Origin of the sequence: Flavobacterium sp. ov086 (genome assembly GCF_900187965.1) — a bacterium.
Taxonomy (GTDB): domain Bacteria; phylum Bacteroidota; class Bacteroidia; order Flavobacteriales; family Flavobacteriaceae; genus Flavobacterium.
The window spans coordinates 264195-286799 of sequence record NZ_FZNL01000002.1; the positions used below are offsets into that span (position 1 = coordinate 264195).

Consider the following 22605-nt stretch of genomic DNA (forward strand, 5'->3'; position numbering starts at 1 on the left):
TTTAAATGATGCTTCTTATGTTTTTAATCAGCTCAATGAATTATACTCTTTTATTACTTAATTGATTATAATTTTATAATGAATTGATTTATAAATGTATTTGATAGTATAGGTTTTTTATTTAATACAATTTGTGCACTCTTGTGATACAAAAGGAAACGTTGTGTGGTATTGTTTTCCTATTACTTTGTTTACTTAAGAAAACATTTACTAACCATTGACCCATTTTTTAAACCATGAGAAAAAAAACTACTTGTCGTTTTTGGCTATTTATCTTTTGAAGCTTTTAGCAAAATCAAGTAAGTTCTATTCTCCATTATTATTTTATTCATGAAAAAAAAAATTAAGTTCCTTTTTGTCTTCCTAGTTTTGCTTGTGCAGGCCGTTGGTTTGGCGCAAGCCCAAAATCCAATCATTTTTGCCGATGTGCCTGATATGTCTATGATCAGGGTTGGTAAAAATTATTATATGAGCAGTACCACGATGCATATGAACCCGGGTGTGCCTATTATGAAATCTACAGATCTTGTAAATTGGAAGATCATCAACTATGCTTACGATACTTTGGCAGATCTGCCGGAACTAAATTTGACAGACGGTCAAAACGCATATAGCAAGGGCTCCTGGGCAAGTAGTTTGCGCTATCATAAGGGGATATATTACGTAACCACTTTTGCATACACCACAGGTGAAACCTATGTTTTTAAAACAAAAGATATAGAAAAAGGAAATTGGGAACGAATTTCTTTTAAACCGGCGTTTCATGACAATTCCTTGTTTTTTGATGATGATGGCAAGGTATATTTAATTCATAACGCAGAAAAGCTAAAAATTGTTGAATTAAATGAGGATCTGACAGGAGTTAAACAAGGCGTTCCGGAGAGGGTTCTTATCGAGAACGGCAGCGCACCAACAGGAAAAGAAGTAGGTCTTGGAGCAGAAGGATCTCAATTATTTAAAGTAAAAGGGAAATATTATCTGTTTAATATTTGTGCACCACGCGGTGAAATGCGAACTGTAATTATACATAGGGCAGATAATATCAACGGCCCTTGGGAAGGAAAAGTTGGCTTACAGGATAGAGGAATCGCTCAAGGAGGATTGATAGACACTCCCGATGGACGTTGGTTCTCTTATCTTTTCCGCGATTTTTCTGCCGTTGGCCGCGTTCCTTATCTCGTTCCTGTTAAGTGGGAAGACGGTTGGCCTGTATTAGGAGAAAACGGAAAAGTCCCGCAAAAGCTTGACCTGCCAGCCAGTAAAGGTTTGATTCCGAATTTGGTTGCTTCTGATGAATTCAATCGAAAAAAAGGAGAAGCAGCACTTCCTTTAGTATGGCAATGGAATCATAATCCGGATAATGCACTCTGGTCTGTAACTGAAAGAAAAGGATTTTTGCGCCTCAAAACAGGAAGAATCGACACTGATTTTCTTCAGGTCAGAAACACACTTACACAACGCACTATTGGTCCAACAAGCTCAGCTTCCGTTGCCCTGGAGGTTTCCAAAATGAAAGACGGTGATTTTGCCGGATTCTCAGCTTTCCAAAAAGAGTATGGATCTGTTGGGGTTAAAATTGATGGGGGTAAAAAGGCGATAGTAATGATTACTACTGATAATGATAAGCCAGTCGAAGTAGAACGAATTCCGTTGGATCAGGACCAAATTTACTTCAGAATCGATTGCGATTTCACCGGCATGAACGATGAAGCTAATAATCTCTACACTCTTAATGGGAAAGATCAGGCTAGTTTCTTTTACAGCCTTGATGGAAAAGTTTGGAAACCAATAGGTAAACCTTTGAAGATGAAATACAGTATTCCGCATTTTATGGGCTACCGTTTTGCTTTATTCAATTACGCCACAAAAGAAATAGGCGGTTATGCTGATTTTAATTGGTTCAGAATTAAATATTAAGATAAGTTATGATAACAGATAAAAAATTTACAAGTGAGTTTCTAATTAGAATCACCTTAATAAAAGAAACGTAAAAGCAAAGGGAACGATTGTCAATTGATGCTTTTCAGTTGGCAATAAACGTTCTTTTTCAAAATCCTGTTCAAAGCAAATGCCCCAGCATTTGAACTGGATTTTTGAAAAACATTCCAATAACTTGGGATGGAACCGTTTTTATTTATGCTTATCCTGTCAAATACGGTGTATGGCCAGCAGCGTTTATTTATCCTATCTTCTTGCTGCTGATAACACTTACAAAGACAGGGAAGATTTTACTATAAAAACAAAGAACAAAAGATAATTTTAACCTACAAAAATTAAAGCTTATGCTAAAAGAATTAAAACTTATGAATATTCATAAATATCAAGTTGTTAAAATGTTGGTATTTGTATGGGTTTGCTTCATTTCCCCTTATGAATCTTATGCCCAATATACATGGAAGAATGCCCCCATAGGCGGCGGCGGGTTTGTGACGGGAATCATTACTCACCAAACATCCGGCGATAAGTATTGCCGAACGGATGTGGGCGGAGCCTACCGCTGGGATGCAGCCAACAATAAATGGATTCAACTACTCGACTGGCTCAACGAGTCGGAAAGTGGATTTATTGGCGTGGATGCTTTGGCACTTGATCCGCAGAATGCTAATAATGTTTACATGCTTTGTGGCACTGAGTATATGAGCAAGGGAAGAACGGCTATATTGAAATCTACAGACAAAGGAAATACCTTTACCTATACAGATGTTACGGCTAAGTTTAAAACACATGGAAATGGGAATGGACGCGGGAACGGAGAACGCCTTGCCGTAGATCCTCATAACAGCAACATATTATTCTGCGGAAGCAGGGCTAACGGATTATGGAAAAGTACAGATGGTGGCGTTACCTGGAATCAGGCATGGAACGGCGTAACCACCACTTCCAGTGGAAACGGTATATGTTTTGTTCAATTTGATCCTTCAAGCAGCTTAGTAAGTGGGGCGACTCAAACTATTTACATTGGCGTTTCCCGCACCGGGGGAGGAAACATTTATAAAAGTACAGACGGAGGTGCCACCTTTACAGACATTTCCGCAACCACTGGTTTTATGCCACATCGGGTTGCTTTGCAGGGAACTACCATGTATGCCACCTATGCGGATGGTGCAGGTCCGGCCACTAATGGCGATGGGAAGTTATATAAGCTCAACACGGCTACAGGAGTGTGGACAAACGTTACCCCTGTTAGTTGGAAGGACCATTCATACGGCGGAGTAAGTATAGACCCAACTAATGTAAACCGGGTAATAGTTTCTTCTTGTGGTAGTTATAGTAACAACCAGTACGGTGGTGGCTGGGGAGACTTTATTTTCCTCTCTACTGATGGAGGATCGACCTGGACCCTTAAGAATGGCACTAATGCCACTTATAACAATAACGGCATGGCATGGACAGGCGATGGAGCGGTTAACTGGATGGACTGTATTGTGTTTGACCCTGTTAATCCTTCAATAGTACAGGTAATAGGAGGCGGAGGCGTATATACCTGTTCCGATATTGCAGTTACGAATCCTTCATGGAAGTGTGATGTGATCGGAATTGAAGAGACTGCATTTCTCGATGGGATAAGTATACCCGGAGGACCGTTTATTTCCTCTTTCGGAGACGTAACGGGCTTTGTACATGATCCGCTAACTTCTTTTCCATCAGCAAAACTTTCTCCTACAGATGGAAATAACCAGAGTATTGCTTACGCTGCCGGCAACACAAACAAAGTAGTAAGAGCTTCGAGTGGCGGAAGCGTTATTTACTATTCTATCAACAAGGGGGCTACATGGACGGCTTCTGCTACTAATATGGGTGCAAACGGTAGGGTGACCATCAGCGCCGATGGAGGTACGATTCTGCACCGCCCTGGAGGTTCCACAACTACGTACTACACGACCAATAATGGAGCAAGCTGGTCCAGTTCTTCGGGTGTATCGTCTTCAGACGCTGTTCCTGTGGCTGACCAGGTAAATTCAAATTACTTCTATATCTATAATCCAATTAACGGACAGATGTTTTCAAGTTCCAATAAGGGAGTCAGCTTTTCAGTAGCAGGTAATCCTGGTACCAATACATTTGGGTCTTGGGAATTAACAACCCTGATTCGCTCGGTACCTGGCTTTGAAGGACATATTTGGGTGCCTCTTGGAGGCAATGGTTTAAAATATTCTACAGACCATGGAGCGACTTATACGACTCTTTCCAATGTACCTTACTGCACAACTGTTGGGATAGGAAAGACAATAACCGGGGCCAGCTATCCTACCATTTTTATCTGGGGAACCGTGTCAGGCGTTACGGGTCTTTTCAGATCAACTGACCAGGGCGCTACATGGCTTAGGATGAATGATGATGACCATGAGTTTGGAGGAACACCAATGCTGATCGGAGATATGAATATTGGTGGAAGAGTATACATGAGTGCTAGCGGAGGAAGAGGTTTAATTTATTGGGATGCTTCTGGTACCTTGTCTGTAGATCAGATTTCAAAGGAGTCAAACTTTTTGATAAATTTTTTTCCAAATCCATTTGTTAATGGTTTTAAGGTTGAAGCAACAAAAACGAATGAACCAATTCGTGTTAACATTTTTGATATTACAGGAAAAAAAGTAGAAACAGCAGAATCCACTCCTGAATCAGGGCAATTGTTAATGGGGTCTTCATTGCAACCCGGATTATACATAGTAAAAGTTAAAGGAGTAAACTCAAATTTCTCAAAATCATTTAAGATTATTAAAAAATAGATAATTGTTTTTATTCGTAATTTATTTTGGAATAGATAAAGCTTTAAGTAGAGTCATAACATGAATATTATAAAAAGTTTATGTTATGACTTTAAAATGCTGGCATTTTTATTATGCTTTTTCTTTTCTATAGGGCAATCAAACAGAATCAATTATTATTTGGGTGATTGTAAATAGGATGAAACACTAAATAGAAATCATTAGTAAAATATTGAGAGATTTTATTAAAGCCAGAAGAGTAGGGATGACTGGAAATTCAAAAAAGAATTAGATATAAAAAAGTAACTTTATATGAGGTTTTATTTTAAAAAGAGATATAATACACAAAAAGAAAAATTATGAATAGGATTTTAACCACAATTTTTTTAAGTTTTCTTATTGTATTTATTAGTTGTGATAAAAGCAATGATGAAGGAACAGATAATGGTGGTAGCGAGGGAGGAACTAGTACAGAAGTAACTACATTAACAAAAATTACTCACCTTGGTTTGTTAACCACTCTTTATGAATTAAATATTGTTAAGGATAATCAAAACAGTGAACCTTGGAAATCTGAATTAGCAGCCCTTAAAGCATCTGCATCAGGTAGTATAAACTATAAAATGAAAGGACCTTTCCTAAATATTTCTCGTACTGGTTCAGGAGAGACCAGTAACTTTACTGGTTGGTCTGAACATGGTAAAGATGCTACAGCCTGTTATGTACAGGCATTATTGGGATATATTACAGGAGATACTAAATATACTCAAAATGCAATAAACATCATTAATTCTTGGTCAACTACTCTGGTTTCTGTTGGGGGAGCAGATGTAGAACTTCTTGTAGGGATTCAGGCTCCGCTTTGGGCGCAGGCTGGTGAAATCCTTGCCTATACCAATTCAGGATGGCAAGCAGCAGATATCACACGAGCTAAGAATATGATGACTAATATTTTCCAGCCCGCTATTGATGGTTTTGATCCGGCCGATGGAGCTAATTTTAGCACATCATGTATGTATGCTTCAATGGCAATAGCTGTATTTACTGATGATTTGACAAGATTCAATGCAGCATGGAAAGCCTTTAATTCAAAAAGTGGATGCCCAAATGATTATTCTCTTTATAAGAATATAGCAGAAAACGGACAAAATGTAGAATCGGGACGTGATCAGGTACATAGTTGGTCATCTTATCAAGTTTTAGCAGGGATTGCTGAAATTGCATATCATCAAGGATTAGATCCATATACTTTGGGATCAAATCGTTTGTTGACTGGTGTGGAATACTGGAGTAAGTATAATTTAGGACAAGAAGTACCTTTTGACGTATCTGTTTACAGATGCAGAGCGGGATGGGGACCATGGGCTAAAATTTCGGATACAAATAGAGGTCAGCCTACAGCACAAGGCTCAGTATGTAATATGATTTATCATGCTTATTATCGATTGAATCGTTTGCCAACAACGACTTCTTATACTAAACTTATGGCGAATGTAATGACCGGAATTGTTGTTGATCCAACATCAAGAAATGGTTGGGGAAATCCTTTTATAGGTGATGGATTATTACATCAAATTGCTCCGGGAGAAAAGGCAGGATCAGCAGTTAAGTAAAGTCATTGTTTTGTATAATTATGTCAGGCGATGCTTTTCCTGCAAAACACGATGACCGGCTTAAGGGCTTGCTTTGACCTGTTTTATTTCCGCAACATGGTGCCTGCATCTTAGAGATAAGCAAAAGTGCCCTGAATTATAAGTTACTTTTTGTATCAGGAGTAACCGTGATGCACGAAAAAACCGCCGCTAAGATTCGGGAATTTGTAAAAAATGGCAGAACGGTTGTTATTTTATAAACCATTGAAAATAATATAATAACCTGAGTATAATGTCTAATGTACCGTTTGCAAGTGTGTAATGGACTTTCTCATCTTCTGAGAGGACCAACCATTGAATTCAGGTTAATAACAATTTTTTTGATTCACCTTTTTGAGTTTACAAGCAGGTCTTTGTACTTTGGAGGAAGAAAAGTAGTTTTAAAAAATTTAAATATAATCTAATTAACTAACATATAAATAGTTATCAATAGATATCCGTTTAGTAAAAAGCAAAATAATATTATTATGAACTTAAAAATTTCAATGAAAGTTAGTCTATCCATAGCAGTTTTTATGCTATCCTCATGTTTCCTGAAGGCTCAGGAAAATTTTCCGTTGCCTGTGGGAGAAGGTAAGGAACAGGTTGCCACGGGAAAGTTTAAGCCAACTTGGGAATCTCTTAGCCAATACAAAGTTCCCGATTGGTTTCGCAATGCAAAATTTGGTATCTGGGCACATTGGGGGCCACAGTGTCAGCCTGAACAGGGCGACTGGTACGCACGTGGCATGTATGAAGAAGGTTCTGATTACTACAAGTGGCATGTGCAACATTATGGTCACCCTTCTAAAGTAGGCTTTAAAGATGTAATACACGATTGGAAAGCTCAAAATTGGAATCCTGAAGAATTGGTAAAGTTATACAAACGTGCGGGTGCCCAATATTTCGTTGCGATGGCCAATCACCACGACAACCTGGATTTATGGGACAGCAAGTACCAAGAATGGAATTCTGTTCGTGTTGGTCCTAAAAAGGATATTATAAATGGTTGGTCGAAAGCTGCTAAAAAACAGGGGCTTCCTTTTGGATTGAGTGTACATGCTGCCCATGCATGGATGTGGTACGAAACAGCACAAGGAGCCGATAAATCTGGAGAATTTATGGGTATTCCGTACGATGGAAAACTTACAAAAGCAGCTGGAAAAGGTACTTGGTGGGAAGGGTTGGACCCTCAGGGATTGTATGCACAAAATCATGAATTAAGCAACGGAAAGGGATGGAATTGGGAATGGCAAGATAAAAGCTCATGGCCTTCTCAGGCGTACTGTGAAAATTTTTATGACCGCACTATGGATCTTATTAATTTGTACAACCCCGACCTGTTATATTTTGATGACACAGCACTCCCATTATATCCGGTTAGCGATGCTGGTTTAAAAATAGCTGCTCATTATTACAATCATAACATGATGACCCATAATAATAAACTAGAAGCTGTCTTATTCGGCAAAATACTTTCAGATAAACAAAAGGAATGTATGGTGTGGGATGTAGAACGTGGAGCACCTGACAAACCACAAGAAAAAGCATGGCAAACTTGTACTTGTATAGGTGATTGGCATTATAATAGAAAGGTGTATGATGAAAACCGTTATAAATCGGCTGCGAGTGTCATTCGTGCTTTAGTAGATATTGTCAGTAAAAATGGAAATTTATTACTTAATATTCCTGTGCGTGGAGATGGTACAATTGATGACAAAGAAATTGTTGTTCTTGAAGGTATTGCAGCCTGGATGGATATAAACAAAGAAAGCATCTTCGATACCCGCCCATGGAAACTGTACGGTGAAGGACCAGCCGTTGATCAGTCGAACCCTATCAATAGCCAGGGATTTAATGAAGGAAAAATACAATACTCAGCAAAAGATATTCGATACAATCAGAAAGGAAATGTATTGTATGCTACGGTGATGGGTAAACCAACAGAAAATATTTTATTGAAGTCGCTGGCAAAAAAAGAAGGAACAGGAAAAATTAAAAAAATTGAACTTCTTGGCAGTAAAGAAAAAATTTCTTGGAAACAAGAAGCAGATTCATTAGTAATTATACAACCAAAATCTATTCCCAATGATATTGCGATTGTCTTTAAAATAGCTATGAAGTAATTGTTTCTAATTTAGAATAATAGTCTCAATATAATGATACAATTTTTCTAATATTCAATTTTCAATCTGAAAAATAAAATAAAATGTATTGGGTTGTTTTTGTTTGGCAGACAGTTTTTGTGTTGTAAGCTTATTGGTTTTGAATACGAGATTTTTTTTACAAGACTTTTATTTTTAAAGCTTTATATGTTTTTACCAATCAAATATACAGAGTGTAGCTCCAATAGAAAGTGAGGAATCTCATTGATTATTGGATTTGGGACGATGTGTATCCAACTGTATTTGGCCATGAACTGATGGCTCTTGGGTGGATTAAGCAAGTTAGTAATCGTTTGCCTTTTTTAAAAATATATGCAAAATAAGAAGAATAAAATTCAAAAAATAATTATAGCATTCATTCTTTTGTGTTCGGTAAGTTTGTTTGCCCAGACAAGTTTGTATGTAGCTCCTAAAGGGAATGATGCTGGTCAGGGAACGAAAAAAAAGCCTTTTAATTCTATCAGTAAGGCTGTTGCTGAAGCACGTAAAACCCTTGGAAATATAGATATATACCTAACAGGAGGGACTTATTATTTAGAGCAGCCCGTAGTATTTACATCAGAAGATTCCCGAAAAGAAAGTGAAAAACTCACCATTAAAAATTTTGATAATCAGAAAGTGATCATAAGTGGAAGTAAAATTCTGAATTTGAAATGGAAAGCGTATAAAAATGGGATTTGGCAGGCAAAAGTATCACAGGATCTCATTTTTGATCAACTGTTTGTAAATGGGAAGTTGCAGCGAATGGCTCGATATCCGAACTTCGATCCCACGGCTCAATATTATGGAGGAACATCAGCAGATGCTCTTTCAAAAGAGCGGATAGCACTCTGGAAATTTCCAGACGGAGGTTATGTGCATGCATTGCATTCTTCAATGTGGGGGGACTTTCATTATAGAATTAACGGAAAAAATGAGAAGGATGAGCTGGCTCTTGAAGGAGGCTGGCAAAATAATCGTCGTATGCCAATGCATGACAAATACCGTTTTGTGGAAAATATTTTCGAAGAGTTAGACACCATAAATGAGTGGTTTTATGATAAGAAAACCAAAACGCTGTACTATTATCCGCCAAAGAGTTTAGATATCAAAAACGCAAAATTTGAAGCGCCGCAAATAGCTCATTTATTTGAATTTAAAGGTTCAGAAACAGAGCCGGTAAAAAATATTGTAATTGAAGGTCTTGGCTTCACACAAACTCTGCGAACCTTCATGCAAAATAAAGAGCCGTTGCTACGTAGTGATTGGACTATTTACCGTGGTGCAGCTGTGTTTTATGATGGAGCAGTAAATTGTACCTTTAAAAACTGTTCCCTAAATGACCTGGGAGGTAATGCCGTATTTTTTAATAATTATAACCGCAATTGCGAAGTGTCCGGATGTTTGATTTCGGATATTGGTGCCAGTGCCTTTTGCTTTGTCGGAGATCCTGCTGCTGTACGATCTCCAAGTTTTGAGTATAATCAGTTTGTGCCGCTGGAGCAGATAGATCGTACTCCGGGTCCAAAGACAGATAATTATCCTGCAGATTGTAAGGTGTTCGACAACTTGATGTTTAATTTAGGGATTGTTGAGAAACAATCAGCAGGAGTGGAGCTGTCCATGTGTCAGAACATTACGGTAAGCCACAATACTATTTATGATGTGCCTCGTGCAGGAATCAATGTAAGTGAAGGAACCTGGGGAGGCCACATTATCGAGTATAATGATGTGTTCAATACTGTTAAGGAAAGTGGCGATCACGGATCTTTCAACTCATGGGGGCGTGATCGTTATTGGCATCCTAATAAAAAAATTCTTGATTCTATTGTTGATAACAATTACAATCTGGCTTTGGCTGATGTTGTAAAGCCTATTGTTATTCAGAATAACCGTATGAGATGTGACCATGGCTGGGATATTGATTTGGACGATGGTTCCAGTAATTATATTATCAGGAACAACCTGTGTTTGAATGGAGGAATAAAACTTCGTGAAGGTGTCAATAGAATTGTAGAAAACAACATTCTAATAAACAACAGTTTTCATCCGCATGTCTGGTTTAAAAACAGTAATGATGTGTTTGAGCATAATATTGTTACCACAGGATATCAACCTATACGCATTGATGTTTGGGGGAAGAAAACAGATTATAATGTTTTTCCTGATTTGGTTTCACTTAGAGATGCACAGAAAAGAGGGACAGATAAAAACTCTGTTTACGGAGGCTTAAATTTTAGAAATCCCCAAGCGGGTGATTTTCGGATAAAGGATGGTTCAATTGCCTTTAGTGTTGGTTTCAAGAATTTTGCTATGGATAATTTTGGTGTCCTTTCGCCAAGATTGAAGGCTATAGCAAAAAAGGTATCTATACCTTCTGTTATTGCTCAAAACAATGATGATGTCAATGAAATTATCGATTTTATGGGGGCAAAGGTGAAGAATCTGGCAACTTTGGGAGAACAATCGGCAACAGGAATGAATGATATTAAGGGGATATTGGTAATAGAAGTAACTGCTGGTTCCTACGCATCTAAGTTCTTGCAGGCCAATGATGTGATTCTGAGTTACAACTTTCTAAAAACTGATAAGCTTAACGATTTATCTGAAGCTCAAAAGTCGGTTATTGAAGGTAAAACCGAAGTAGTTATTTTTCGAAATCAGAACGAAGTGAAAAAGTGGATTGAATTGAAGAGCGAAAAATAGTACACCAATTGGAGATTGCAGTAAAAAACGGCATAGAAAATTGGTATCAGGCTTAAGCCGTATTATATAATTACAATTTAAAAAATGGTTGCTTTTTTTAGGAGCAACCATTTTTTATTGGCTAGGTATTTATTGTATCATTGGGATACAGGGGGCCACGTATTTATTTTTCTGATTTTGCAACTTCCTGGGCTTTATAGTATTGTTCGATAACAGCCTGGAAATTAGGCACCATATCTGCCAGTAGTTTGGCAAAATCTCCGGCCTCTTTCCTTCTCCAGTCTTTCATCAATTCAGGAAGCACAGCGCCGCAGGTTACCGGGATGGCGCCTGCCTGGGTCAAACGTAACATAGCCAGGTCATGTGCTTCAGGCGTAATGTCTCCGCTGGCATCTGCAACTGCATAAACAGTATAGCCTTCTCCAAGGGCAGACAAGGCAGGATAGACTACACATACGCTGGTCCACATACCGGAGATAATGAGGGTCTTCTTACCTGTAGCTTTAACTGCATTGACAAATTCTTTGCTATCCCAGGCATTAATTTCTCCTTGTCGGATAACATACTTTGCATTTGGAGCATTGTCTTTAACCTCAGGCAGTGTAGGGCCATTTGGTCCTGTTGGAACGGATGCAGTATAAATGGCAGGGATATGCAACAATTGGGATGCTTTTGCAAGAGCGGCAAGATTTCTTCTTAATTCACCAACCGGCATACTGTGAATGGTTTGAACCAAACCACTTTGATGGTCGACAAATAAAAATACAGCATCATCCGGATTGATCAGCGCAGTTTTTTTTTGCTGAGCGTTCGTTACTGTAAAATTAAAGCATAAAACGAACGTAATCGATAGCGCCTTTATAACTGACGAGTTCATTAATTTTTTCATAAATTTGTTTTTAAAATTAGAGTTATTTACTAACTCAAAATTAGAACTTCGTGCGCGTCAGTGTAATAATGTACATTATTGAATTGACTTAATCTAGATTAAGAAATGACTAAACCTATCCAAATAACTGATCCAAAATTTGACACTTCCTCACTCGAAAATCATATCAAAACCTATGTAAGTTTGAGCGAAGATGAAATCTTGGCACTAAATTCTCTGGTTCAGTACAAGAAAATAAAAAAAAATCAATATCTCCTCCATGAGGGTGGAGTAGCAGCCATGAGTTCCTATGTATTAAGCGGGTGCCTTAGGACATACATAACAGACAATAAAGGGACAGAGCACATTCTTGGATTTTCAACGCCCGGCTGGTGGACAGGAAATTTGCAGAACTTCTACAATGATAAACCAAGCCAGCTGAACATTCAGGCTATACTTGATACGGAAATCTTATTCATTACAAAAGAGACTAAAGAAAAACTATTTTTGTCAGGTGCAGTTTTCGAAAGATACTTCCGAATTTTGACTGAACGTTCATTAATTGCTTTTCAGGAACGCACGCTGGAAATTCTTAGTCTCAGTGCAGAAGAGCGATATTGGAAATTCTATAGCCAATATCCCGACCTGATGCTTAAATTACCACAAAAGTACGTCGCAGGTTATATTGGCGTCACACCTGAATTCTTAAGCAAGATGAAAAGCAATGGCTTACGAAAGACGTAATTTTGAAATCTTGGATTAAAAAAACTCCCACCTTATGGCGGGAGTTTCTTTAATCTAAGAGAGTATCCATTCTAGGACACAAACAGTACTTACTATTGTACAAGTGTTTCAACAAATAGTGAAACACCTATACGGAATAATAGAAAGATCAAGGTTTTTTTATTCTCTTAGCCTCTTCTGAAATTTTAGCAAAAGATTTATCTCTTTTGCGTTTTTCGTGTTCAGAATTAGAAAAATGCCATGACTCTTTTCGCAATTTAAGATAACTATTGTATACTTCCGGTTCTATAAGACCCTTGTTTACAGCTTCGACAACTGCACAGTCGGGTTCGTCAACATGCGTACAATTCGTAAAACGACAGGATTCAGCAAAATCAGACACATCGAATATAGCTGCTAATGTCTCAGAACTGTCTGAGGCTAAGCCAAATTCTCTAACGCCTGGTGTATCTATTAAAATACCACTATGCTCCATAAGTACCATTTCTCTTCGAGTTGAGGTATGTCGTCCTTTGCCTGAGGATTTGCTTATTTCAGATGTAAAAAGTACTGTCTGTTCACACAATGCATTGATTAAAGAACTTTTTCCAACTCCTGATGATCCTACAAATACGGCGGATTCCCCCTCTCTGATAAATTTTCGCACAGGAAGTATTGTTTCAGGAGAAAGAATGCTTGTGAAAAATATTGGTATTTGATGCTTAATATGTTTTAGCGATTCCTCTATATGATGACGGCTAAACTCTAAATCAGATTTAGTGAGAATCAATATAGGTTGAATGTTTTCTTCAATAACCTGAACCATAAAACGTTCCGTTCGGCGAACACTGAAGTTGGCATCAAGACTTTGTACGATAAATGCCTTGTCGACATGGGATGCAATAGCTTGCCGGTCAGATATTGTACCGCTCTTTCTTCGATATAACGTATGTTTACGGGGTAAAATATCAAGGATTATTCCTTTGTTATCGTCAAAAGGTTGAAAAATAATCCAATCGCCTGTACACGGAAGTTCAAATGCTGACTTTCCATAAAGCACATTACCTGCCAGTTCGCACAACAGCCGACCACTCTGTGCAATGATCTCATAATTGGTTTTGTTTACTGCAGCAACACGACCATGAAAAAGATGTTTGTATTGTGAGGTTTGTTTGAGTTGGAACAAAGTATCGTTCCAACCATATAATGATAAGTTATTCACTGCTTATAATTTAAAATGATAAAATAAAATTGCTTAATTCTCTATCATCCGAATGGTTTGTTCCATACCAATCATCTCTGGCAATACGGGAACTACCAAACCAATGATTTTAGAAACAAGAACACCCGGAATTAGGCAATCATTTCAATCATCAAACTATAATATGTAAATAGTTGTTTTTGCATAAGAAACAAAGATATAAAAAAAACTTTAATGTTTATTTACAGGCTATTTCTCTATACAGCTTTTATAATTATTGAGATTTATCGTAATTAATCCTTGCTTCTTTGAATTGGTTAACAGAATTAGCAATCCAGTACCAAAGAGGCGTTACCTGAACCAGCAAACCACGTCCAAGAGGTGTCAATTCATATTCTACTCTTGGTGGAACTTCCGGATAAACAGTTCTTGAAATTAATCCGTCACGCTCCAGTTCGCGAAGGCATTTTGTCAACATCTTTTGACTGATTCCATTAATATGTTTCTGCAGATTGGAAAATCTCATCCGTCCATCTATACCTAAAGCGTGTATGATAAATAACGACCACTTGTTTCCAACATGATTTAAGATATCACTCTTAAGACCATCATTATCTTTATTTAAAACTTTACAAATATCATCCCACGCATTTATAATTTCATCGTCAGTCATACATCTTTCCATATATTTTAATTTATGTTTTTAAGGCAGCATATGCTTTAATTATCTGTCTTGAAAATTTTATCTGTAATATAAAGGTAGAATAATATAGTTATAATGCTATTTGTAAAATTATATAAGGACTAAATATTCATCCTAACTTTTAGGAATACAAAAAATACAAATTATCTCCATGTTAATTTATATATAAAGTTATAAATATTGAGACTGGTATTCAAAATACTAACCTGTAAGTAACTAACATACATGTCAGTGCCTTATTGTTTTAAAGTTTTGGCGGCCCTAATTTTGTCGTTGAAAATGTATTTAGAAAGTTTAAAGTTTTCAGCAAAAATAAAGTTTCCAATTAACACATTTTTTATAAAAACATGGAAAATAAATCAGTTTTAGTTTTGGGAGCTGGTGAACTAGGTTTGCCGGTAATCCGTAATTTGGCTCAAAAAGCAAAAAAGAATAATACAATAATTACAGTGCTGCTTCGTCATGCAACTATTGAATCAGAGGAGTTTGTAAAGAAACGAAATATTGACGAATTAAAAGCTCTGGGGGTAGAATTGCTTGCGGCGGATCTTTCGGCTCCTTCTTCAGAATTAGTTTCGATTTTTAAAAATTTTGATGCTGTTGTTTCCTGTACAGGATATGGCAGCGGCGCTGGTGGATTTCAGCTAAAATTGGCGCGAGCCGTGCTGGAAGCTGGGGTAAAACGTTACTTTCCATGGCAATTTGGTGTTGATTTTGAAATTATCGGACGCGGGAGTGCGCAAGATATATTTGATGAGCAGCTGGATGTACGCGAGCTTCTTAGATCACAAAGTGCTACAAAATGGGTTATTATCTCAACGGGAATGTTTACAAGCTATTTGTTTGAACCTTTTTTTGGTGTTGTAGATTTCGATAAAAAAGTTGTAAATGCATTGGGAAGTTTAGATACCGCAGTAACCGTTACAACTCCGGAAGATATAGGCAGGTTAACTGCAGAAATCTTTTTTGAAGAACCAGTAATTGAGAACAGTATTGTTTACATTGGTGGAGATACAATTACTTACAGACAACTTGGCGATGTTATAGAGTCGTTGTCAGGACAAAAATTTGAATGTACAGTTTCTGATTTAGAGGAGTTAGGAAATGATTTGAAAAGTGATCCAACAAATTTTGTCAAAAAATACAGATCTATCTTTGGGGATGGGCGAGGTGTATCTTGGAAATTTAATACAACCTTTAATTTTCAAAAAGGAATTAAGACGACTTCTGCCAGAGAGTGGGCAGAAAAGAATATAGATTGGAGTCTATGTAATTATTTTTAAATTTTGCTTTGTTAATACGATTTAGATTTGTGGTAAGGTTTTTTTGTTATTTTTGTTTTTATGAAATCTCAAATTGTATTTATTTTTTTAAGTAATTAATTCAATTTTATCCTTAATTTAATTACCATTATTATTCCCGGAAATGAAAATTGTAAAAACAAAAATAGCTTCATATACTAATACATCTCTTTCTGTATTTTCTCGTGAAGAGTCTTTTTTTCAGTCGCCTTTTCATTCACATCCGGAGTTTGAGTTGGTTTATATCTTAGAAAGTCACGGAAAACGTATTATTGGAAACTCTGTAGAAGCATTTGAATCTGGAGATATGGTTTTTCTTGGAGACGATATTCCACATGTTTGGCTCAACGATGAGATTTTTTATAAAGGAATTAATAGTTTGAAAGCCAGAGCTATTGTGATTTATTTTAGCAGAGATCTTTTTGGGAATTCTTTTTATGAATTACCGGAAGCTCAGGAAGTCAAAAAGTTTTTTTCTCAGGCCATAAAAGGAGTATCCATCGCAGGACCGACAAATGTGCTGGTGGCTAAAAAAATGAAAAAATTACTAAAAAAGAAAGGTTTTGAAGTTATCATGGGACTGATCGAAATTTTGTTTCTTTTATCAAAAAGCAAAGATCTTAGATATATCAATGATAACTCTTATGTTTCTGTCAGTGATGATAATAAAAATGACCGGCTTTCAGAGGTCTTTCAATATGTGAAATCAAATTATAAAGAAGAAATATCTCTTGATGAAATTTCTAAAATCGCCAATCTTACACCTACTTCTTTTTGTAGAATGTTCAAAGCAAAAACCAAAAAACCATTTGTAGAATATTTGAACGAAATCAGAGTGGCAAACGCATGTAAATATCTGATAGAAACTGATTTAGGTATTTCGGAAATTGCGTATCAATGTGGATATAAAACAGCTTCAAACTTCAATAAGCTATTCAAAAAATTAATTGGAACAACTCCTAAAGAATATCGAAAAAAAGCTTTAGTTTAGATTTTTAGACTACTTTTCTTTGCTGTTTAATTTTTCCTCCTGAATAATTCGTACTAAATTCTATTTTTCAAAAATTAGAGATGTTTTCTCAGTGTTTATTTGATAAATTATCCTTAAATTTTGTGTTTATTTCGTGTTTTTTTAACGAATAAATTGTTAAGATAATAAATGCTTAATTAATGATAATTTTGAGCTAAAATTAAATTTTAGAATGCAATAATTTTATTTTTTTGAAATTGTATCAAAAACGCTGCTTCTGGAAATTTAAAACGTTTTAATAAATAACCTGTTTTTATTGATTTGGATATTAAAAGATGTTCAATCTCCAAGCCAATGGTTTCAGGTTTCTAAGCCTTAAATAAAATAATATGGTAACGCAAAAATATTGTCTTGCATTAGATTTGAATGAAGATTCATCTTTAATAACCGAATACAAGAAATATCATGAAAAAATTTGGCCAGAAATCACAGAAAGTATTGTTAATTCAGGGATTGAAAACCTCGATATTTATTGTGTTGGCAACAGATTGTTTATGATTATTGAGGCCAATGAAACTTTTACTTTTGAGAAAAAAGAAAAGAATGATGTGAATAATCCCGTGGTTCAGAAATGGGAAGAATTGATGTGGAAATATCAAAAAGCACTGCCTTGGGCAAAAGAAGGTGAAAAATGGATGCTGATGGAAAAAATATTTGACTTGCATGAGAATAGATAGCCACCAACATTTTTGGAAATATCACCCTGTAAAAGAGGCTTGGATCAATGAAGAAATGGAGGTAATCAAAAGAGATTTTTTACCTTTTGATTTAGAACCTTTATTGACAGACAATCAATTTGATGGCTGTGTGGCTGTTCAGGCAGATCAGAGTGAAGAAGAAACACATTTTCTTTTGGAATTGGCAAAAGACAATGATTTTATCAAAGGCGTTGTGGGCTGGATTGATTTATGTGCTGAAAATATTGAAGAGCGTTTAGAATATTTTTGCAAATATGAAAAACTAAAAGGATTCAGACATATAGTTCAGGCCGAAGCAGATATTAATTTCATGTTGTGGGAAAGTTTTCAAAATGGAATTTCAAAATCGGGAAAATACAATTTTACCTATGATATTTTGATTTTTCCAAAACATCTGGAAAATGCTATAAAATTGGTTGCTAAATTTCCCGAACAAAAATTTGTTATTGATCATTTGGCAAAACCAGATTTCAAAAATAAGGAATTCAGCGATTGGGAAACGGGAATTAAAGCGATTGCAAAATTTCCTAATGTAATGTGTAAAGTTTCAGGTTTAGTAACAGAAGCTGACTGGAATAATTGGAGAGTAACAGACTTTATCTATTGCCTAAATGTGGTTACTGAGGTATTTGGAATGGATCGTTTAATGTTTGGCAGTGATTGGCCAGTAAGCTTACTTGCTGCATCTTATGCCGAATCATGTAACATTGCAGGGCACTATTTTTCGAAATTTCCGAAAGAAGAACAAGATAAAATCTGGAGAAAAAACGCAATTGATTTTTATCGTTTAGAATAAAATCACCTGAATTTTATAAATAAAAAAACTGTCGAACTTAATTTAGAGAACAAAATGAATCTTAATCTTAATGATAAAATAATTATCGTAACCGGTGGAGCAAAAGGAATAGGACTTGGGATCTGTAAAGTTTTGGCTGCTGAGGGAGCTATTCCTGTAATTATTGGAAGAGCGGATGCCGACAACCAAATTGCGGTTAAAGAAATAGAAGCCGAAGGCGGAAAAGCATTGTCTTTCGTGGCCGAATTAACCCATCCGGAAGCTTGTAAAAGTGCCGTTGAGCAGGTAATTGCATTATGTGGGCGCATTGATGGCTTAATTAATAATGCCGGTGTAAATGATGGCGTAGGTTTAGAAAGTGGAGATTATGAAAAGTTTATGGCATCGATTCATAAAAATCTGGTACACTATTATTTGATGGCGCAATACGCTTTGCCGGAATTGAAAAAAACAAAAGGAGCAATTGTAAATATAGGTTCAAAAATTGCCGATACAGGACAGGGAAAAACTTCAGCGTATGCGGCGTCAAATGGCGGGAGAAATGCATTAACCCGAGAGTGGGCCGTTGAATTATTAAAATATGGAATTCGGGTAAACTCGGTTATTGTCGCCGAATGCTATACGCCATTATATGATACCTGGATTAAAACACTTGAAAACCCAGAAGAAAAATTAAAAGAAATCACAGCTAAAATTCCGTTTGAAAACAGAATGACAACCGTAGAAGAAATTGCAAATATGGCCGTTTTTTTATTGTCAGATAAATCAAGTCACACTACAGGCCAGTTAATTTATGTGGATGGAGGTTATACTCATTTAGACCGTTCCTTATAATCTTAGAGTTATAATCTTTATTTCTGCTAAAATCTTGTTCTGTCAGAAGAAAAACACCCGATAGAATTTATGTTATTGAAGTCCATCAATGAAACATGTAAATTGATTTTTGTGATAGCAAAAGACAGACCTTATTCAACAAAATAAATCTCCGATAATTGTCATTGGAAGACTTTTAGATAAAAAAAGATAATTATCAATTAAACAATGGCAATATTGAATCAGTTAGTATACGGCAGGTATTGTATTTTTATATTGATAAAAATTCATTAATTTAATAAAAATGATATGGCATTAACAACTCAGTTGGACGTTGAGAATAAAGTGAGTTCTAAAGAGGGTAAAAAATTGTTGTTTCCTTTTATACTGGTAACCAGTTTGTTTTTTTTCTGGGGATTTGTACACAATTTAGATCCCATACTTATTCCGCATTTAAGAAAAGCATTTAATCTTACAGATTTAGAATCTTCTTTGATTGATTCGTCAGTCTTTATAGCCTATTTTGTCATGGCTTTGCCAGCGGGTTATATCATGAGAAAATACGGTTATAAATCGGGTATTATGATAGGATTGATTTTGTTTGGTATTGGTTCAATTTTGTTTGTACCAGCCGCCAATTCATTGCAGTATATTTATTTTTTAGGTGCTTTGTTTGTTATAGCCTGCGGACTTACTTTTCTGGAAACGGCTGCAAACCCTTATGTAACAATTTTAGGACCATCTGAAACAGCGACCAAAAGATTAAATTTTTCTCAATCATTTAATGGATTGGCTGCTTTTATTGCTCCTGCATATATTGGACCGATGATCTTATCCGGAAAAAATTTAACTAAAGTCGAGATTGATGCAATGGCACCTGCAGAATTTCATGCTCATATTTTAGAAGAAGCGGCAAGCGTAAAAATGCCTTACCTTATTTTGGGATTGATTATTTTATCTGTAGCCGTAGTTTTTTATTTTACCAATATGCCAGATGTAAAAGATGAAAATAAAGAAGGGGCAGATGGAGCAAGTTTTGCCGGAGCATTGAAATCAATGCGTTTACGATGGGGAATTTTGGCACAATTTTTTTATGTGGGCGCACAGGTTTGTGTGGCTAGTTTTTTTATTAAAATGGCAACTACGTCAGCAGGTTTAGATGAAGCTACTGCTGCAAAATATCTGGGCTTTTTCGGCTTAACATTTATGTTAGGACGTTTTGCAGGAACATTTTTCATGCAATATATAAAGCCGGGAAAATTATTAATTATCTATTCGATCATCACTATTCTGCTATCAATAACAGCCATAATCGGTACAGGAATGCTAGTGGTTTACACGTTAATAGCCATTGCATTTTTTATGAGTATCATGTTTCCTACTATTTTTTCAATGGGAATTGATGGACTTGGACATAATACCAAAATCGGATCTTCATTGATAGTAATGTCAATAGTTGGAGGAGCTTTACTTCCTCCGGTTTTAGGATTTATTTCAGATGTTACAGGAAATATTCAAAATGGTTATGTAGTTCCGCTAATTTGTTTCTCAGTAATACTATTGTTTGCAGTTAACGGATATAAAACAAATAAAGCATAAATTCTATATTATAATGTTAGAAAACGAAGTTAAAAGATTAGTGATAAAAATGCATCCGGAAGATAATGTTCTGGTAGCTTTAACAGATTTGGTAAAAGGAGAAAGTGTGACTTTTGAAGAACAGACTTATACCCTTCAAGACACAATTAAGGCAAAGCATAAATTTTACACGAGTGATTTAAGAGAAGGAGCTGAGATAATTATGTATGGTGTTTTGGTTGGAAAAGTGCAATGTGATGTCGCCAAAGGAAGTCTTATGACAACAGATAATCTCAAACACGCAGCAGAACCTTATGGATATCGTGATGTTAATTTTGCCTGGCAGGCACCGGATATTTCAAAGTATAAAGACAGGACTTTTAAAGGATATAAAAGAAATGATGGTCGTTTTGGTACCGCCAATTATTGGTTATTTGTACCAACAGTATTTTGCGAAAACCGAAATCTAGATGTAATTAAAGAAGCCTTGCATAATGAATTGGGATATTCTGTTAGTGATAAATACACACAATATACCCATCAATTATTGGAGGCTTATCAAAATGGAGAAAATATTGATTTAGTCAATATGCAGCTAACACCAAATAATAGTGCCAAGCGTGTCTTTAAAAACGTAGATGGAATAAAATTCCTAAATCATCAAGGAGGTTGCGGAGGAACGCGTCAGGATGCATCAACTTTAAGTGCTTTACTGGCTTCTTATGCAAATCATCCAAATGTGGCAGGTATAACACTGCTGAGTTTGGGATGCCAGCATTTACAAGTACAGGATTTTACAAATGATGTCAAAAAACAAAACCCGTCTTTTGATAAACCGCTCTTTATTTTTGAACAACAGCAATCTAAAAGTGAAGAACAATTGGTTGCAGACGCTATTAAAAAAACATTTGAAGGACTAATTGAAATAAACAAACAAGAAAGAGTTTTGGCTCCATTAAGCGAATTATGTGTTGGTGTAAAATGTGGTGGAAGTGATGGTTTTAGTGGGGTTTCTGCAAATCCTGCCGTAGGATATACATCAGATTTATTAGTGGCTTTGGGTGCTAAGGTTTTATTAGCCGAGTTTCCTGAATTATGTGGAGCAGAGCAAAACCTGATTGACCGCTGTACAACAGAAACAGCAGCAAAAAAATTCATTGATTTGATGCAGTCTTATGATGCTTTAGCACATAAAGTGGGTTCAGGTTTTCACATGAATCCATCGCCTGGAAACATCAAAGACGGATTAATAACCGATGCAATAAAAAGTGCCGGAGCAGCAAAAAAAGGTGGAACAGCCCCGGTAGTTGATGTATTAGATTATACAGAACCAGCAACAAAAGCAGGTTTGAGTTTGGTTTGCACACCCGGAAATGATGTGGAGGCAACAACGGGTAAAGCAGCCTCCGGAGCAACATTAATTTTGTTTACCACAGGATTAGGAACTCCAACAGGTAATCCGGTTTGTCCTGTTATTAAGGTGGCTACAAATTCTATTCTGGCAAAAAAGATGAGTGATATTATTGATATTGATTGTGGGCCCATAATTAGTGGCGAAAAAACCATCGAAGAAATGGGTGAAGATATTTTGGAATATTGTATTAAAGCAGCCAGTGGCGAAATTATTCCCAAAGCAGTGTTATTAAACCAGGACGATTTTATTCCGTGGAAACGAGGAGTGTCTTTATAAAATTAAAAAATCTT

The 22605-nt window shown here is 36.2% G+C and carries 16 protein-coding genes; 13 read left to right on the top strand and 3 right to left on the bottom strand.

What is annotated here, in order from left to right; genetic code table 11:
• Positions 1–330 precede the first annotated feature (330 nt).
• From CHB81_RS03145 to CHB81_RS03165, 5 genes are all read left to right on the top strand, one after another.
• Positions 331–1917, top strand: a complete 1587-nt coding sequence (locus CHB81_RS03145; protein WP_089350435.1) for a glycoside hydrolase 43 family protein — start codon at positions 331–333, stop codon at positions 1915–1917.
• A 719-nt stretch (positions 1918–2636) separates the two neighbouring features.
• Positions 2637–4730 (top strand): T9SS type A sorting domain-containing protein, encoded by a 2094-nt coding sequence (locus CHB81_RS03150; RefSeq protein ID WP_254920945.1) that lies wholly within the window; start codon positions 2637–2639, stop codon positions 4728–4730.
• A gap of 338 nt (positions 4731–5068) precedes the next feature.
• Entirely contained in the window at positions 5069–6322 is a 1254-nt protein-coding gene (locus CHB81_RS03155) for an alginate lyase family protein (RefSeq protein ID WP_089350436.1), read from the top strand.
• A 506-nt stretch (positions 6323–6828) separates the two neighbouring features.
• Entirely contained in the window at positions 6829–8466 is a 1638-nt protein-coding gene (locus CHB81_RS03160; RefSeq protein WP_199232489.1) for an alpha-L-fucosidase, read from the top strand.
• A gap of 351 nt (positions 8467–8817) precedes the next feature.
• Positions 8818–11190 carry a right-handed parallel beta-helix repeat-containing protein gene (locus tag CHB81_RS03165; RefSeq protein WP_089350437.1) on the top strand — a complete coding sequence of 791 codons (2373 nt, stop codon included), beginning with the start codon at positions 8818–8820 and terminating at the stop codon, positions 11188–11190.
• Positions 11191–11353: 163 nt separating this feature from the next.
• Here the strand turns inward: CHB81_RS03165 and CHB81_RS03170 are convergent, their stop codons facing one another.
• Positions 11354–12079: a hydrolase gene (locus CHB81_RS03170; protein ID WP_089350438.1), complete on the bottom strand. Its 726-nt coding sequence runs from the start codon at positions 12077–12079 to the stop codon at positions 11354–11356.
• Positions 12080–12184: 105 nt separating this feature from the next.
• On the opposite strand from CHB81_RS03170, the gene CHB81_RS03175 reads away from it, so the two are divergent.
• Positions 12185–12802 carry a Crp/Fnr family transcriptional regulator gene (locus CHB81_RS03175; RefSeq protein ID WP_089350439.1) on the top strand — a complete coding sequence of 206 codons (618 nt, stop codon included), beginning with the start codon at positions 12185–12187 and terminating at the stop codon, positions 12800–12802.
• A 148-nt stretch (positions 12803–12950) separates the two neighbouring features.
• On the opposite strand, the gene rsgA is transcribed toward CHB81_RS03175, so the two are convergent.
• Positions 12951–14003: a ribosome small subunit-dependent GTPase A gene (rsgA, locus tag CHB81_RS03180; RefSeq protein WP_089350440.1), complete on the bottom strand. Its 1053-nt coding sequence runs from the start codon at positions 14001–14003 to the stop codon at positions 12951–12953.
• 253 nt (positions 14004–14256) lie between these two features.
• Positions 14257–14667, bottom strand: a complete 411-nt coding sequence (locus tag CHB81_RS03185) for a helix-turn-helix domain-containing protein (protein ID WP_089350441.1) — start codon at positions 14665–14667, stop codon at positions 14257–14259.
• A gap of 365 nt (positions 14668–15032) precedes the next feature.
• Here CHB81_RS03185 and CHB81_RS03190 point away from each other — a divergent pair, with 365 nt between their 5' ends.
• The 7 genes from CHB81_RS03190 to CHB81_RS03220 all read left to right on the top strand — a co-directional run bounded on the left by CHB81_RS03190 (position 15033) and on the right by CHB81_RS03220 (position 22591).
• Positions 15033–15968: an aromatic alcohol reductase gene (locus tag CHB81_RS03190; protein WP_089350442.1), complete on the top strand. Its 936-nt coding sequence runs from the start codon at positions 15033–15035 to the stop codon at positions 15966–15968.
• Positions 15969–16110: 142 nt separating this feature from the next.
• Positions 16111–16977, top strand: a complete 867-nt coding sequence (locus CHB81_RS03195; protein ID WP_089350443.1) for an AraC family transcriptional regulator — start codon at positions 16111–16113, stop codon at positions 16975–16977.
• A 368-nt stretch (positions 16978–17345) separates the two neighbouring features.
• Complete coding sequence (locus CHB81_RS03200; RefSeq protein ID WP_089350444.1) at positions 17346–17693, top strand: L-rhamnose mutarotase; 348 nt, start codon at positions 17346–17348, stop codon at positions 17691–17693.
• Positions 17680–18510 carry an amidohydrolase gene (locus CHB81_RS03205; protein ID WP_089350445.1) on the top strand — a complete coding sequence of 277 codons (831 nt, stop codon included), beginning with the start codon at positions 17680–17682 and terminating at the stop codon, positions 18508–18510. Before CHB81_RS03200 ends, CHB81_RS03205 begins: the two co-directional genes overlap by 14 nt.
• A 54-nt stretch (positions 18511–18564) precedes the next feature.
• The gene (locus CHB81_RS03210; RefSeq protein ID WP_089350446.1) at positions 18565–19344 is read left to right on the top strand and encodes an SDR family oxidoreductase; all 780 of its coding nucleotides are present in this window, start codon (positions 18565–18567) and stop codon (positions 19342–19344) included.
• Between the two features lie 288 nt (positions 19345–19632).
• The gene (fucP, locus tag CHB81_RS03215) at positions 19633–20922 is read left to right on the top strand and encodes an L-fucose:H+ symporter permease (RefSeq protein ID WP_089350447.1); all 1290 of its coding nucleotides are present in this window, start codon (positions 19633–19635) and stop codon (positions 20920–20922) included.
• 13 nt (positions 20923–20935) lie between these two features.
• Entirely contained in the window at positions 20936–22591 is a 1656-nt protein-coding gene (locus CHB81_RS03220; protein ID WP_089350540.1) for a UxaA family hydrolase, read from the top strand.
• The last annotated feature ends 14 nt before the right edge of the window (positions 22592–22605 follow it).

What these genes read in the sequence shown, in the direction of transcription:
- CHB81_RS03155 (WP_089350436.1), top strand. Translation starts at nt 5,069, where the DNA reads ATGAATAGGATTTTAACCACAATTTTTTTAAGTTTTCTTATTGTATTT.
- fucP (WP_089350447.1), top strand. Translation starts at nt 19,633, where the DNA reads ATGGCATTAACAACTCAGTTGGACGTTGAGAATAAAGTGAGTTCTAAA.
- CHB81_RS03190 (WP_089350442.1), top strand. Translation starts at nt 15,033, where the DNA reads ATGGAAAATAAATCAGTTTTAGTTTTGGGAGCTGGTGAACTAGGTTTG.
- CHB81_RS03145 (WP_089350435.1), top strand. Translation starts at nt 331, where the DNA reads ATGAAAAAAAAAATTAAGTTCCTTTTTGTCTTCCTAGTTTTGCTTGTG.
- CHB81_RS03185 (WP_089350441.1), bottom strand. Translation starts at nt 14,667, where the DNA reads ATGGAAAGATGTATGACTGACGATGAAATTATAAATGCGTGGGATGAT.
- CHB81_RS03210 (WP_089350446.1), top strand. Translation starts at nt 18,565, where the DNA reads ATGAATCTTAATCTTAATGATAAAATAATTATCGTAACCGGTGGAGCA.
- CHB81_RS03175 (WP_089350439.1), top strand. Translation starts at nt 12,185, where the DNA reads ATGACTAAACCTATCCAAATAACTGATCCAAAATTTGACACTTCCTCA.
- CHB81_RS03200 (WP_089350444.1), top strand. Translation starts at nt 17,346, where the DNA reads ATGGTAACGCAAAAATATTGTCTTGCATTAGATTTGAATGAAGATTCA.
- CHB81_RS03170 (WP_089350438.1), bottom strand. Translation starts at nt 12,079, where the DNA reads ATGAAAAAATTAATGAACTCGTCAGTTATAAAGGCGCTATCGATTACG.
- CHB81_RS03205 (WP_089350445.1), top strand. Translation starts at nt 17,680, where the DNA reads ATGAGAATAGATAGCCACCAACATTTTTGGAAATATCACCCTGTAAAA.
- CHB81_RS03160 (WP_199232489.1), top strand. Translation starts at nt 6,829, where the DNA reads ATGAACTTAAAAATTTCAATGAAAGTTAGTCTATCCATAGCAGTTTTT.
- CHB81_RS03150 (WP_254920945.1), top strand. Translation starts at nt 2,637, where the DNA reads ATGAGCAAGGGAAGAACGGCTATATTGAAATCTACAGACAAAGGAAAT.
- CHB81_RS03195 (WP_089350443.1), top strand. Translation starts at nt 16,111, where the DNA reads ATGAAAATTGTAAAAACAAAAATAGCTTCATATACTAATACATCTCTT.
- CHB81_RS03165 (WP_089350437.1), top strand. Translation starts at nt 8,818, where the DNA reads ATGCAAAATAAGAAGAATAAAATTCAAAAAATAATTATAGCATTCATT.
- CHB81_RS03220 (WP_089350540.1), top strand. Translation starts at nt 20,936, where the DNA reads ATGTTAGAAAACGAAGTTAAAAGATTAGTGATAAAAATGCATCCGGAA.